Source organism: Amycolatopsis plumensis (assembly GCF_042652605.1).
Lineage (GTDB): Bacteria > Actinomycetota > Actinomycetes > Mycobacteriales > Pseudonocardiaceae > Amycolatopsis > Amycolatopsis plumensis.
This window is the reverse complement of sequence record NZ_JBHSJY010000001.1, coordinates 9,334,516-9,348,210: the sequence shown is the minus strand read 5'-3', so window position 1 is coordinate 9,348,210 and position 13,695 is coordinate 9,334,516. Positions and strand designations below refer to the sequence as shown.

Genomic DNA, 13,695 nt, shown 5'->3' with positions numbered 1-13,695 from the left:
TGAAAGCTAGGGCCGGGCGCCCTGCGGCACCGGCACCCGGTGCAGCACCGCGCGCACGACGTCGGTGGCCGACCGGCGGGCCGCGTGGGCTTCCGTGGTCAGCACCAGCCGGTGCGCCAGCACCGGGACGGCCACCGTGTGGAGGTCGTCCGGCACCACGTAGTCGCGGCCCGACAACGCGGCCTGCGCCCGCGCCGCGCGGACGAGGTGCAGCGTGGCCCGCGGGGACGCGCCGAGCCGGATCTCCGGCACGCCGCGGGTGGCCGCGACGACGTCGACGGCGTACCGGCGGACCTCCGGCGCGATGTGCACGCCGCGGACCGTCTCGATCAGCCGGTGCACGGTCTCGCCGTCGGACACCGGCTGCAGGTCTTCCAGGGGGTTGTGGCCGGCGTGCTCGTCGACCATGGCCAGCTCGGCCTGCTGGTCGGGGTAGCCGATGGAGACGCGCGCGGTGAACCGGTCGCGCTGGGCTTCGGGCAGCGCGTAGGTGCCTTCCATCTCGATCGGGTTCTGGGTCGCGATGACCATGAACGGCTGCTCGAGGCGGTAGGTCGAGGTGTCGACGGTGACCTGGTGCTCTTCCATGCACTCCAGCAGCGCCGACTGGGTCTTCGGCGAGGCGCGGTTGATCTCGTCGCCCACCACGATGTTCGCGAACACCGGGCCGGGGCGGAAGTCGAACTCGCCGGACTGGCGGTTGTAGATGGAGACGCCGGTGACGTCGCTCGGCAGCAGGTCGGGGGTGAACTGGATGCGGCTGACCGTGCAGTCGATCGACCGCGCGAGCGCCTTGGCCAGCGACGTCTTGCCGACGCCGGGCACGTCTTCGACCAGGAGGTGGCCTTCGGCGAGCAGGGTGACCAGTGCGATCCGGATGACGTCGGGCTTGCCGACCAGCACGCGCTCGACGTTGGCGGCGATCCGCCGGGCGGTGTCGTGCAGCTCGTCCAGCGGCACTCTGCCGGGGTGGCCGTGGACCCGGCCGTTGCCCGAGGGCTCCGCCGGGTAAGGCGGCCGCCCGGATGCCTGCTCGCCCGATCCGGGCGCGGCAGACTGGATTCTCGACGTCACTCGACCTCCTGGTGGCGCATGGCCGCGCGCGTTGTGCGCACCGCCGGGCCGAAATGGCCCCCTCGCTGCTGTCCGCGCGCAGCGACCAGCCTTCCACCCAGTGTGTCAAACCCGGGCGAACCGGGGGGTGGAACCCCGCGATGACACTGCGCAAGCAGCGACGATACCCCGAACGGGTGGGTGTTCACCCGATTCTGGGTGCTCCCGCTGACGCCCCGCTCTGTCGTATGCTGCGGTTCGAGGTCGCCCGGCTACGGAGAGGCGTAACCGCATATGAGCGAGGTGCTGCCCCACGACTTGCGCGGCTTCGCGGTCGCGCCGGAGCTGGCCACGGACGCCTACGCGAAGCTCGGCCGGCTGCAGGACGTCGTCGGCGAGATGGTCCGCGAGGCCAAGGTGCTCGGCCGGACCGTGCCGCTGGGCGGCGGGTACGCCGGGGAGATCGGCGCGTTCATGGCGGAGTACGGCATCGGCGGACAGGGCTCGGCGGTGCAGCAGCTGACGGCGTTCGGCAAGGAGCTGGAGACGCTCAAGCGGCGGATCGGCGAGGCGCTGGCGAAGTACCAGCACGCCGACGAGCAGGCGGCCGAAGGGGTGGACTGCACGGGTGGGTGAGCGGCGGCGGACGGTCCGGTGGCTCGCGCCCGTCCTTCTTCTCTGGCTCGGTGGCTGCGGGCAGCACCCCGCCGAGGCCGGGCACACCTCCGCGTCGTCCCGGTCCGCCACGACCGCGCCACCGCCGGTCGCCTGGACCGGCCTCGCCGCGCTGGACCCCTGCACGCTGCTCACCCCGCAGGACCGGTCGGCCGCCGGGATCGGCGTCCTCGGCAAGCCCAAGGAGATCGCCGGCGCCCGCGCGTGCGACTGGACCGTGCCCGGCACCTTCGGGGTGACCGTGACCCTCAGCGCCACCGACGGCCTGGCCGATCTGGAAGTCGCGAAGAAGAACGTCACCAAGACCACGGTCGGCGCCCACCCCGCGCTGAAGGTCGCCGACAAGAAGGCCGCCGACGGCACCTGCGCGGTTCTTCTCGGCGTCGGCGACGGCGCCAGCGTGCAGATCGACGTCAGCAACACCGGCTTCTCGGACACCCCGCTCGCGTGCCGCCGCGCGGGCACGGTGGCCGGGCTCGTCGAACCCAAGCTGCCCTGACCAGGAGGTGCGCCGTGCCCGAACCACCCGTCCCGACCGCGCGGTACGAGGCCTACAGCCACGAGGCGATGGCCGCGGAGGTCGAGCGCGGCAACGACCCGGTCGCCGCGGGCGAGGCGGGCGCGCGCTGGGACGGGCTGGCGAAACGGCTGCAGGAGTCCACCGCCGACGTCGCGGCGCTGATCGCGTCTTCGGACGAGCACTGGCGTGGCCAGGCGGGCGACGCGGCGCGCGCGGCGCTGGGCCGGGCCGCGCAGTGGCTCTCGCACTCCGCCGCCGTCTCGGCGTCGGTCGGCCAGGCGGTCGGCGCGCAGGCCGAGGTGGCCGCGCGGGCCCGGGCCGACATGCCGCCGCCGGTGACCTACGACCCGGCGTCGATGATCCGCGACGCGGCGTCCAGCGGGAGCGTGTTCGTGCTCGCCGGGCTGGCGGGGGAGATGGCGGCGCGCCGGGCCGAGGCGGAGGCCGCGCGGCAGAAGGCCATCGACGTCCTCCGGACCCGGGACACCGCGCTGCGCGGGCACGTGCCCGCCGAGGAGTTCCCCGCCCCGCCGGCGCTGGGGCGGGCTTGATCCGGATTTCCGCGTCGGCGTTCGACATCCTGTGGACCGACCTCGGCCACGACCGCCCGCCGGAACCGCTGAGCGTCCGCAGCGTCGGCGTGACCGAGGCCGAACGCGCCGAGGTGCGGAAGGCCGTCTACGAGAACCTTGCTTCGCGGGGCCTTTATGACGGGTCCCGGCTGGAGCCGGCCCTGGCCGCGCGGCTGCACCTGCTGGCGGACGCGGACGTGTTCGTCGCGTGCGAGGCGCTGGCGGACATGACGGCGTCTTCGCCGTTCCGGGCGGTGACGGCGGTCCGCGGTCGGCGAGGGGTGCTGGCGACCCAGCCGGAGCAGACGATCGGCCTGGACTCGATCAGCTCGGGCGAGCTCGCGACGGCGATCGTCGACGTCCTGCCGGAGCTGTCGGCGGGTCCGGGGTACGGCATCAGCCTGCCGGCGTCGACGCTCGCTTCGGAGGTCGGGTCCGGAACGGCGTCGGCGCAGCTCGAGGAGGTCCGGGCAATCCAGGCGCGCCCGGTGTACGCGGCGGGGCAGTTCAGCGTGCTCCGCCGGTCGGCATCGGGCCGGGTCGCGCGGGTGGGCGGCTTGACGTGGTTCGACACCGACGTCGGGGCCTACTGCGCGACGAAGACGCCGGGCCGGGGTGGGGCGGAGTGGGTGACGGTCAGCCCGGTGGACAGCACCCGGCTTGCGGCCCGCGTCACGGCCCTCCTGAGCCCGGAAGACTGAGCCGCTTTAACGCAGTGAATGACTCATTCCTGGCGTCCGACGCAATGAATGAGTCATTCACTGCGGCCGGCGAGCTTGACGGGCGGGCGCGGGCGGGTCGCGGCGGTGCGATAGGCCGAGACCAGCTCGGCGACCACCGCGCGTGGCTCGCTGCGCAATCGGCTCGGCACGGTCTGGACCAGGACGATCCCGGCGGCGGCGTACCGGTTGTTGCGGGCGAGGGTGGCCGCGTAACCGGGTTGCCCGAAGTGGAACTCGTAGGAGTCGATCTCCCAGGCGAAGGCCACCTCGTCGCACCAGGCGTCCGGGGTGGCGATGTAACGGCCGTGCTCGTCGTGGACCTCGAAGTTCCAAACCGGCTCCGGCAGCCCGGTGCGGCGCCACAAGCCCATCGCCAGGCCTTCCGCCGCGGACCGGGCACCACGAGCGATCTCCCGGAGGACCGCGCGAGGCACCGCGGTTCCCCGGCGGCTGCCGGTTTCCAGCTCCGCGCTCAACTCGGCCGGGTCGAGTCCGAGCTGCTGGACGGCTTCGGCGAGCAACGCCCGGATGGGCGGGTGTTCGCGCAACCGCCGGCACTCGTCCAGCACCGCTCGCGGTGCGGGGGCCAGCGGGAGCCCGTCGCGGTGGACCGGGACGGGCATGCGGGTGGTCCGCTCGACGAGGACGTAACCGCAGCTGGTGGTCTTCAAGTGGGCGGGCAGGAGCAGGTGGACCGGTTCGTCCGTGCCTGCCTCCCGCCTCAGGCCCTGACGCCGGCATGACTCCATGCCGGTGATGATCGCGTTGTCACCGCAGTGGAGAAGGGCACCTTCGAGCAACTGCCGGCGCGTCGGCTCACCGGTGCGGAGCAGCACCACCCCCGGCAGGAGCCGCTGCCAGGGGCGACCGGGAAGGCACCGCCGGTAGCTGGTCTCCTGTGGCACCCCCAAGGCTTCCAGCTGGGTCACGGTGATCACGCCACGGCGGCTGGCGGCGAAGAGTCTCTCCGCGTCGCGAGTCCAAGATCTTCTGTCCACCCGCCGATCGTGACGGATCGGGCCGCTCCGGGAGGTGCCGTTGTGTGATCTGTGGACTACTCGGGGTATCCGCGTCCGCCTGTGGACAACTTCGCGACGCAGTGAATGACTCATTCCTGGCGTCGGATGCAGTGAATGACTCATTCCTGACGTTGGGGCCGGCGCCGGGCTGCTCTGGTTCCCCACTTTGGGCCACGTGCGTCCCCCACGGGGCCCCACTTCGGGGGTGCAGGGTTCTGTCGCGGCCGTTATGCGGACGCATGGGGAACAGCTGAGGTTGCTCCGGACCCCGGTGCGGGGGATCTTGGCCACCGTCCCCCACCACGCCCCCCACCAGGCCCCACCCGGCTGACCTGCGCAAACGGAACACACGACGGAGTGGTCTGCCCGTTTGTCGCGTTGACTGTGGTGAAAAGTGGGGTACGGTGGTGGCCAGTGGGGCGGAAGGGAAGCCCCGTGGCCGTCCGGGGTGGTTCGCCACCGTGGACGGTAGGGAGGTGGAGGCCGTGTTCCTCGGCACCCACACCCCGAAGCTGGACGACAAAGGGCGGCTCGCGCTGCCCGCGAAATTCCGTGACGCCTTGGCGGGTGGGCTGATGCTTACCAAGGGGCAGGACCACTGCCTCTTCGTCTTCCCCCGCGCCGAGTTCGAGCAGATGGCGCGGAAGGTCGCCGAGGCCCCGTTCACGAACGAGGCGGTTCGGGCCTACCAGCGCTACCTGTTCGCCGGCACGGATGAACAACGCCCTGACGGGCAGGGGCGCATCACCATCGCGCCCGAGCTCCGCCGCTACGCGGGGCTCAGCAAGGAGTGCGTGGTGATCGGGGCGATCACCAGGCTGGAGATCTGGGACGCCCAAGCGTGGCAGGGCTACCTGGAGGAGCACGAAGACAGCTACGCGAAGGCTCGAGAGGAAGTACTGCCGGGCGTCTTCTAGGCGTGCGGTCGCGGTGCACCTTCGTCGTCGGGGGACGAGAGGTTCGCCGGTCCGCGCGAGGAGGGGAAGCCCACCCGGATGCCGTGAGGCCTCTGTCCGCTCAATGGCCCTGGTGCACCTTCCCCGGTACCAGGTCAGCAGCGGGCGGACAGGGACCTGACGGCATCCGTCATATTTCCCCCGGGCCGCCCAGGCGAGAGAGGGGGAGACCACGATGACCGAGCACGTCCCGGTGCTGCTCGACCGGATCGTCGAGCTGTTCACCCCCGTGTTCGCCGACCGCGACGGCGTCCTCGTCGACGCGACGGTCGGCCTCGGCGGGCATTCGGATGCCCTCCTGGAGGCCTTTCCGCGGCTGCGGCTCGTCGCGCTGGACCGCGACCCCGCCGCGCTCGAGAAGTCGCGAGAACGCCTGGCCCGCCACGGCGACCGCGTCGACTTCGTGCACACGGTCTACGACGGGCTTCCCGAAGCCCTCCGCGGCGTGGGCCTGAGCCACGCCGACGGCATCCTGTTCGACCTCGGCGTCTCGTCGATGCAGCTGGACCGGACCGAGCGCGGGTTCGCCTACGCCAAGGACTCCCCGCTCGACATGCGGATGGACCCGACGACCGGGTTCACCGCCGCCGACGTCCTCAACACCTACGCGCCCGGCGAGCTGGTCCGGATCCTGCGCGACTACGGCGAGGAACGCTTCGCGCAGCGGATCGTCAAGAGCGTCGTCAAAGCCCGCGAACAGGAGCCGTTCACCACCAGCGGGCGCCTGGTCGAGCTGCTCTACGACGCCGTCCCGGCCGCCACCCGCCGCACCGGCGGCCACCCGGCCAAGCGCACCTTCCAGGCGTTGCGGATCGAGGTCAACGGCGAGCTCGAGGTGCTGCGCCGTGCCATGCCGGCGGCGCTGGGCGCCCTGAAGGTCGGCGGCCGGATCGTCGTCGAGTCGTACCAGTCCCTGGAGGACCGGCTGGTCAAGCAGGCGCTGGCCGAGCTCGCGAAGTCCCGCACCCCGGAAGGGCTCCCGGTGGAGCTGCCGGGGCACGGACCGGAGCTGAAGCTCCTCACGCGCGGCGCCGAGAAGGCCGGCGAAGAGGAGATCGAACGGAACCCGCGTGCCGCCTCGGTGCGGCTGCGGGCCGCAGAGAGGATCGGAGAGCCGCGATGACCGCTCCCGCGAAGTCCCGCCGCCGGGCCGCGCCGGCGACGGGGAGCCGTCGCACCGAAGCCGCCCGCACCTCGACGACCGTCGAGCCGGACCAGCAGCCGGCGCCGGCGCCGGCGCCGGCACGGCGTGGGTCGCGAGGCCGCACGTCCGCGGCCGAGCGCGCCTACGCCCGCCGGGCGCAGCGCGCCGACCTGCTGAAGGAACGCGAGGCGCGCCCGGAGCCGAAGGCCCGGCCGGCCGAGACGGTGGAGAAGCCGAAGTTCCAGCTGAAGCTGCTGCTGCCGAAGTCGCGCGCGTCGTTCGTGCTGATGATGATGGCGCTGCTGGCCGCCGGCGTGGCGACCACGCTGTGGCTGACCACGCAGGCGATCGCCGACTCCTACCGGCTCGAGCAGCTGCGCACCACCAACGCGAACCTGGCCGAGCAGAAGGAACAGCTGCAGCGCGACGTCGCCAAGGCCGAGTCGCCCGCTTCGCTGGCCCCCGCGGCCCAGCAGCTGGGCATGGTGCCCGGCGGCGACCCGGCGCGGATCGTCGTCGGCCCGGACGGGAAGACCTCGCTCGTCGGCGAGCCCAAGAAGGCCAAGGCGGAGGCCCCCGTCGTGCCGGCCGCGCCGCCCGCCGCGCCCGCCGAGGGCACGCAGTCGCAGCAGGGCGCGCCGATCGAGGGCGACCAGCCCGCCGTGCCCGCCGAGGAACAGCCGCCGGCCCAGCCGGGAGGCGGCCAGTGATGGCTTCGGGCCGCAACCAGGCTCGCGCGCGCGCCGTGGGCAGCGCTCGGCGGACCTACGCCGCCGGCACCCGCAGCGCGGCCGCGCGCCGGGGGAACGGCGGGCACCGGAGCCGGTTCTCCGCCGTGCGCCTGCTGCTGGTCGCTGTGCTGCTCGTCGCCGGCGTGAAACTGGTGCAGGTGCAGTGGTTCGACGCCGCGGCGCTCTCGGCCGCGGCCGAACGGCAGCGCACCCAGACCATCGACATCCCCGCCCAGCGCGGGTCCATTGTGGACCGCAACGGCGCGAAGCTGGCGTTCAGCGTCGAGGTGCGCACGCTCTCGGTGAACCTCAAGGCCCTGCACAAGAGCATGGACGACTTCGCCGCGAAGAACCCCGGCACCAAGAAGACGTTCGACAGCGAGACCGCCGCGGCCGCGAAGTACATCGCGGCCAAGGTGCCGAACCAGCTGAACGAACAGCAGCTGCTGGAGCTGTTCCACAAGCAGGCGTCCTTCACGTACCTGCTGAACAACGTCGAGCCGTCCGTCGCCGCCGACATCGTCAAGCACTTCGCGTGGATCGGCGTCGAGAAGCGCGCGCTGCGCGAGTACCCGGGCGGCGGCCTGGCGGCCAACATCGTCGGCGCCGCGAACTGGCGCTCCGAAGACAAGGACGTGTCGAAGCACAACCTCCACGGCCTGGTCGGGCTCGAGCTGCTGCGCGACAACGACCTCGCCGGTACGCCGGGCCGGATGATGGTCAACACCAAGAACGGCAGCGACAACGTCGTCATCCCGGGCACCGAGCGCGACCTGCAGGCCGCCGTCCCCGGCTCCGACCTCGAGCTGACCATCGACTCCGACCTGCAGTACGAGGTGCAGCGGCAGCTGGCGGACTACGTCCAGCAGTCGCACGCCAAGGGCGGCCAGGCGGTCGTCATGGACGCCAAGACCGGCGAGGTCTACGCGCTGGCCAACGACAAGACGTTCGACCCCAACGACCAGAGCACCTGGAACACCGACGACCTGGCCAACCCCGCGGTCACGACGCCGTTCGAACCGGGGTCGGTCAACAAGCTCGTCACCGCCACCGGGGCGATCGACTACGGCATCGCGACGCCGGAGTCGACGGTCGAGGTGCCCGGCGCGCTGCAGGTGGCCGACAAGACCGTGCACGACGCCTGGACGCACGGTACCCAGACGTTCACCACCACCGGGATCTTCGCCAAGTCGTCCAACATCGGCACGCTGCTGCTGGCGCAGAAGATCGGCGAGGAGCGCTACGCGAACCTGCTCAAGCTGTTCGGCCTCGGCCAGCGCACCGGCGTCGGCCTGCCCGGCGAGAGCGCGGGCGTGGTGCCCGCGCGCAGCCAGTGGTCGGCGACCACCTTCGGCAACCTGCCGATCGGGCAGGGCCTGATGATGACCGTCCTGCAGATGGCCGGGATGTACCAGACGATCGCCAACGACGGCGTGCGCGTCGAACCCCGGATCGTCAAGGCCAAGGTGAACCCGGACGGCACGACCGTGCCCGAACCGGCCCCGAAGTCGGTCCGGGTGGTCAGCCCCGAGACCGCCAAGACGGTGCGCGACATGATGCGCGCGGTCGCCCAGAACGGCAAGGGCCTGCAGAAGGGCACCGCGCCGACGGCGGCCGTCGAGGGCTACCAGATCTCCGGGAAAACCGGCACCGGCCAGCAGGTCGACCCGCGGACGAAGGCCTACAGCGACCACCTGTACAACATCACCTTCGCCGGCATCCTCCCCGCCGACCACCCGCGGTTCGTCGTCGGGATCCGGCTGGACGCGCCGGACACGACGCTGCCGGTCGGGCACTCCGCCGCGCCGCTGTTCCACACCATCGCTTCCTACGTGACGCAGCGGTACCAGATCCCGTTGTCCGACGGCCCCTCGCCGGAGGTCCCGCTCATCATCACCCCGTAGGCACCCTCGCGGGAGTGCAGTGAATGACTCATTCCTGGCGTCGGACGCCAGGAATGAGTCATTCACTGCGTTCAGGCGGGCGTCCACATGGGCCGGCGTGGGGGAAAGTGTTGCGGGGCAAGGAGGAGCGGGCGGGGGCCTAGCACATGTGCCCGGGCCGCACGCAATCGCCGTACCGCGTGCGGGGGCCCGGACCGGCCGCCGGTAGCCTCTTGGCCGTGTCCGTGTCCTCGTCCAGTTCCCAGGTGCCGGAAAGCCCGGTGAAAGCGGTCCCCGCGCCGCCCCGCCCGGCGCGCATCGACCCGGTCCCGCTGGCGACGCTGCTCGCCAGGGCGGACGCTCGCCTGATCGCGGAGAGCCCCGACGCGGCCGAGCTGACCGTCACCGGCACCACGCTGCGCGCGCAGCACGTGCTGCCCGGTGACCTCTTCGCCGCCCTCCCGGGCGCCCGCGCCCACGGCGCCGACTTCAGCGACCAGGCCGTCGCGGCCGGGGCCGTCGCCGTCCTCACCGACGCCGCCGGTGCCGAGCGGCCTGCCCTGCGCGACGCCGGCGTGCCGATCCTGGTCCACGCCGACCCGCGCGCCGCCCTGGGCGAGATCGCCGCCTGGATCTACGGTGAGCCCTCCCTGAAGCTGTCCGTGCTCGGCGTCACCGGCACCTCCGGCAAGACCACCACGTCCTACCTGGTCGACGCCGGCCTGCAGGCCGCCGGGCTGACCACCGGCCTGATCGGCACGGTGGAGACCCGGATCGCCGGCGAACGCCTGGTCAGCGGGTTCACCACGCCCGAGGCGCCGGACCTGCAGGCGCTGCTCGCGGTGATGCTCGAGCGCGGCGTCACGCACGTGCCGATGGAGGTCTCCAGCCACGCCCTCGCGCTGGGCCGGGTCAACGGCACCCGGTTCTCCGTCGGCGCCTTCACCAACCTCTCCCAGGACCACCTGGACTTCCACAAGGACATGCAGGAGTACTTCGAGGCGAAGGCCCTGCTGTTCGACGGCCGCTCGACGCACGAGGTCGTCGTGGTCGACAGCGCGTGGGGGCAGGCCCTGCTCACGCCGCAGACGATCACCGTCACGACCGACCCGGGCACCGACGCCCTGTGGAAGGCCACCGACCTGGAGGCCACTCCGCAGGGCGAGCAGACGTTCACCCTGCACGGCCCGGGCGGCGTCCGCGCCGCGGCCCGCATCCCGCTGCCGGGCGAGTTCAACGTCGCCAACGCCGTGCTCGCCGCCGCGATCCTCGGCACCGCGGGTGTGTCGCTGGAGCACATCGTCACCGGCCTCGCCCAGGTGCAGGTGCCGGGCCGGATGGAACGGGTCTACGTCGGCCAGGAGTTCACCGCCGTCGTCGACTACGCCCACAAGCCGGCCGCCGTCGCCCAGGGCCTGGACGCGCTGAGGGCCCGCACCGAGGGGCGGATCATCACCGTGCTCGGCTGCGGCGGCGACCGGGACACCGCCAAGCGCCCGATGATGGGCGAGGCCGCGGCCCGCCGCAGCGAGGTCCTGATCGTCACCGACGACAACCCGCGCTCCGAGGACCCGGCGGCGATCCGCGCCGCCATGCTGGCCGGCGCCCGCGCGGTCGGCCCCGCCGAGGGCGGCGAGGTCATCGAGATCGGCGACCGCCGCGAGGCCATCGCGCACGCCGTTTCCCTGGCCGAGCCGGGCGACATCGTCTTCCTCGCCGGCAAGGGGCACGAGTCCGGCCAGGAGGCCGGCGGTGTCGTGCACCCGTTCTCCGACCGCGACGAGCTGGCCGCGGCCATCCGCAACAAACTCGAGGTGAGTGTGTGATCGTGCTCAGCCTGGCCGAGATCGCCGACGTCGTCGGCGGCCGGCTGCACCGCGCCGAGCCGGGCGCGCAGGTGACCGGCACCGTGGAGTTCGACACCCGGAAGCTCACCCCCGGCGGCCTGTTCGCCGCCCTGCCGGGGGAGAAGGTCGACGGCCACGACTTCGCCGCGCAGGCCGTCGAGGCCGGCGCGGTGGCCGTGCTGGCCGCCCGCGAGGTCGACGCGCCCGCGATCGTCGTGCCGCCGCTGCCCGCGGGCGAGGCCCACGAGCGGTCGGTCGCGCTGACCGGCGACAAGGACGGCTCCGGCGCCGCGGTGCTGGCCGCGCTGGCCAAGCTCGCCCGGCACGTCGTCCAGCGCCTGGCCGAGGGCACCCTGACGGTCGTGGGGGTCACCGGCTCGTCCGGCAAGACCTCGACCAAGGACCTGATCGCGCAGCTGCTCGAGCCACTGGGCCCGACGATCGCGCCGCCCGGGTCGTTCAACAACGAGCTGGGCCACCCGTGGACGGCGTTGCGTGCCGACGCCGGGACCCGCCACCTCGTGCTGGAGCTGTCCGCACGCGGGCCGGGGCACATCGCCCACCTCGCCGAGATCGCCCCGCCGCGGATCGGTGCGGTGCTCAACGTCGGCAGCGCGCACGTCGGCGAGTTCGGCTCGCGCGAGGGCATCGCGAAGACCAAGGGCGAGCTGGTCGAGGCCCTTCCCGAGGACGGCGTCGCGGTGCTCAACCTCGACGACCCGCTGGTCGCGGCCATGGCGAGCCGCACGAAGGCCCGCGTGGTGTTCTTCGGCGAAAGCGCGTCGGCGCAGGTCCGGGCGACCGGCATCACCCTCGACGACGAGGCCCGCGCGTCCTTCCGGCTGATCACCCCGGCCGGCGAGGCCGACGTCCAGCTGCCGCTGCACGGCGAGCACCACGTGAGCAACGCGCTCGCCGCCGCCGCGATCGCCCTGGAGCTGGGCTCGTCGCCGGACGAGATCGCCGCGCGGCTGTCCGCCGCCGAGCGCCGCTCGGCGCGCCGGATGGAGGTCGTCACCCGCGAAGACGGCGTCACGATCCTCAACGACTCGTTCAACGCCAACCCCGAGTCGATGCGGGCCGGCCTGAAGGCCCTCGCGGCGATGACGCGGGACACCGGCCGCCGGTCCTGGGCCGTGCTCGGCGTGATGGGCGAGCTCGGCGCCGACTCGGTCAACGCCCACGACGAGATCGGCAGGCTCGTCGTCCGGCTCAACATCTCGAAGCTCGTCGTCATCGGCCCCGAGGCGGCGGCCATGCACCAGGGCGCGCACCAGGAAGGCTCCTGGGGCGAGGAGTCCACTTTGGTACCCGACGTCGAGGCCGCCGTCGCCCTGCTGCATGATCAGCTCCGCCCCGGGGACGTGGTGCTGGTCAAGGCCTCCAAGGCGGCCGGCCTCTGGCGGGTCGCGGAAGCCCTTCTTGAACCAGCCCTGCTCGAACCCCGGGAAACCGACAACTCCGAGAATCGCTCGAACGGTGGTGACGCGTGATCAGCATCCTGATCGCGGCCGCGGCGGGCCTGCTGATCTCCATCCTGCTCACGCCCTACCTGATCCGGGTCTTCTCCCGGCAGGGCTTCGGCCAGGAGATCCGCGAGGAAGGCCCCCAGGGACACAAGTCCAAGCGCGGTACCCCGACCATGGGCGGTGTCGCGATCATCATCGCGATGGTCGTCGGGTACTTCGCCGCGCACCTGATCAACTGGATGTTCAACTCCCGCAGCGGCGCGCCGACGGCGTCGGGGCTGCTCGTCCTGATGCTCGCGGTGGGCCTGGGAATCGTCGGGTTCCTCGACGACTTCATCAAGATCCGCAAGCAGCGCAACCTGGGGCTGAACAAGACCGCGAAGCTGGTCGGGCAGCTGGTGGTCACCATCGCGTTCGCGGTGCTGGTGCTGAACTTCCCGAACGAGCACGGCATCACGCCGGCGTCGGAAAGCCTCTCCTACGTCCGCGACCTCGCGCTGATCACCTTCCCGTCGGTGATCTTCGTGATCTTCTGCTACATCGTGATCTCCGGCTGGTCGAACGCGGTGAACTTCACCGACGGCCTCGACGGCCTGGCCGGCGGCGCGGCGGCGATGGTGCTGGCCACCTACGTCGTCATCTCGTTCTGGCAGGAGCGGCTGTCCTGCGCCAACGCGCCGGCCGCCGCCTGCTACGACGTCCGCGACCCGCTGGACCTGGCCGTGGTCGCCGCCGCGGCGACCGGCGCCTGCGTCGGGTTCCTCTGGTGGAACGCGGCCCCGGCGAAGATCTTCATGGGCGACACCGGCTCCCTGGCCCTCGGCGGCCTGGTCGCCGGGCTGTCCATGACGACCCGCACCGAGCTGCTCGCCATCGTCATCGGCGGCCTGTTCATGGTCGAGATGATCTCGGTGGTCGCGCAGATCGCGGTGTTCCGGACGACCCGGCGGCGGCTGTTCCGGATGGCGCCGTTCCACCACCACTTCGAGCTCGCGGGCTGGGCCGAAACCACGGTGATCATCCGGTTCTGGCTGCTTTCGGCGATCTGCTGCATGTTCGGGCTCGGCCTGTTCTACAGCGAGCAGCTCGGTCTCGGGGGCTGAC

At 72.2% G+C, this 13,695-nt stretch carries 13 protein-coding genes; 11 read left to right on the top strand and 2 right to left on the bottom strand.

The window, feature by feature from the left end; translation table 11 throughout:
* Positions 1-6: 6 nt before the first annotated feature.
* Positions 7-1,074, bottom strand: a complete 1,068-nt coding sequence (locus ACFPLC_RS45035) for an AAA family ATPase (protein ID WP_378202290.1) — start codon at positions 1,072-1,074, stop codon at positions 7-9.
* A 273-nt stretch (positions 1,075-1,347) separates the two neighbouring features.
* Here ACFPLC_RS45035 and ACFPLC_RS45030 point away from each other — a divergent pair, with 273 nt between their 5' ends.
* Genes ACFPLC_RS45030 through ACFPLC_RS45015 form a run of 4 tightly spaced genes read left to right on the top strand, consistent with a single transcriptional unit; the run spans position 1,348 to position 3,521 of the window.
* Complete coding sequence (locus ACFPLC_RS45030) at positions 1,348-1,689, top strand: hypothetical protein (protein WP_378202287.1); 342 nt, start codon at positions 1,348-1,350, stop codon at positions 1,687-1,689.
* Positions 1,682-2,227, top strand: coding sequence for a DUF3558 domain-containing protein (locus tag ACFPLC_RS45025; protein WP_378202284.1), 546 nt, complete (start codon positions 1,682-1,684; stop codon positions 2,225-2,227). Before ACFPLC_RS45030 ends, ACFPLC_RS45025 begins: the two co-directional genes overlap by 8 nt.
* A 14-nt stretch (positions 2,228-2,241) precedes the next feature.
* The gene (locus ACFPLC_RS45020) at positions 2,242-2,799 is read left to right on the top strand and encodes a PPE domain-containing protein (protein WP_378236207.1); all 558 of its coding nucleotides are present in this window, start codon (positions 2,242-2,244) and stop codon (positions 2,797-2,799) included.
* Positions 2,796-3,521: an ESX secretion-associated protein EspG gene (locus ACFPLC_RS45015; RefSeq protein WP_378202279.1), complete on the top strand. Its 726-nt coding sequence runs from the start codon at positions 2,796-2,798 to the stop codon at positions 3,519-3,521. Before ACFPLC_RS45020 ends, ACFPLC_RS45015 begins: the two co-directional genes overlap by 4 nt.
* 53 nt (positions 3,522-3,574) lie before the next feature.
* Here ACFPLC_RS45015 and ACFPLC_RS45010 read toward each other — a convergent pair whose 3' ends face one another.
* The gene (locus ACFPLC_RS45010) at positions 3,575-4,540 is read right to left on the bottom strand and encodes a hypothetical protein (RefSeq protein ID WP_378236206.1); all 966 of its coding nucleotides are present in this window, start codon (positions 4,538-4,540) and stop codon (positions 3,575-3,577) included.
* A 506-nt stretch (positions 4,541-5,046) separates the two neighbouring features.
* Between ACFPLC_RS45010 and mraZ the strand changes: the two genes are divergently transcribed.
* The 7 genes from mraZ to mraY all read left to right on the top strand — a co-directional run bounded on the left by mraZ (position 5,047) and on the right by mraY (position 13,694).
* Complete coding sequence (mraZ, locus tag ACFPLC_RS45005) at positions 5,047-5,478, top strand: division/cell wall cluster transcriptional repressor MraZ (RefSeq protein WP_014467434.1); 432 nt, start codon at positions 5,047-5,049, stop codon at positions 5,476-5,478.
* 214 nt (positions 5,479-5,692) lie between these two features.
* Positions 5,693-6,640: a 16S rRNA (cytosine(1402)-N(4))-methyltransferase RsmH gene (rsmH, locus tag ACFPLC_RS45000; RefSeq protein WP_378202274.1), complete on the top strand. Its 948-nt coding sequence runs from the start codon at positions 5,693-5,695 to the stop codon at positions 6,638-6,640.
* Positions 6,637-7,371 (top strand): cell division protein FtsL, encoded by a 735-nt coding sequence (gene ftsL / locus ACFPLC_RS44995; protein WP_378236205.1) that lies wholly within the window; start codon positions 6,637-6,639, stop codon positions 7,369-7,371. Before rsmH ends, ftsL begins: the two co-directional genes overlap by 4 nt.
* Positions 7,371-9,296: a peptidoglycan D,D-transpeptidase FtsI family protein gene (locus tag ACFPLC_RS44990; protein WP_378207123.1), complete on the top strand. Its 1,926-nt coding sequence runs from the start codon at positions 7,371-7,373 to the stop codon at positions 9,294-9,296. Before ftsL ends, ACFPLC_RS44990 begins: the two co-directional genes overlap by 1 nt.
* Before the next feature lie 260 nt (positions 9,297-9,556).
* Positions 9,557-11,101 carry a UDP-N-acetylmuramoyl-L-alanyl-D-glutamate--2,6-diaminopimelate ligase gene (locus ACFPLC_RS44985; RefSeq protein ID WP_378207204.1) on the top strand — a complete coding sequence of 515 codons (1,545 nt, stop codon included), beginning with the start codon at positions 9,557-9,559 and terminating at the stop codon, positions 11,099-11,101.
* Positions 11,098-12,615: a UDP-N-acetylmuramoyl-tripeptide--D-alanyl-D-alanine ligase gene (locus tag ACFPLC_RS44980; protein WP_378207126.1), complete on the top strand. Its 1,518-nt coding sequence runs from the start codon at positions 11,098-11,100 to the stop codon at positions 12,613-12,615. The genes ACFPLC_RS44985 and ACFPLC_RS44980 overlap by 4 nt, the downstream gene beginning before the upstream one ends.
* Positions 12,612-13,694, top strand: coding sequence for a phospho-N-acetylmuramoyl-pentapeptide-transferase (mraY, locus tag ACFPLC_RS44975; protein ID WP_043785144.1), 1,083 nt, complete (start codon positions 12,612-12,614; stop codon positions 13,692-13,694). Before ACFPLC_RS44980 ends, mraY begins: the two co-directional genes overlap by 4 nt.
* The last annotated feature ends 1 nt before the right edge of the window (position 13,695 follow it).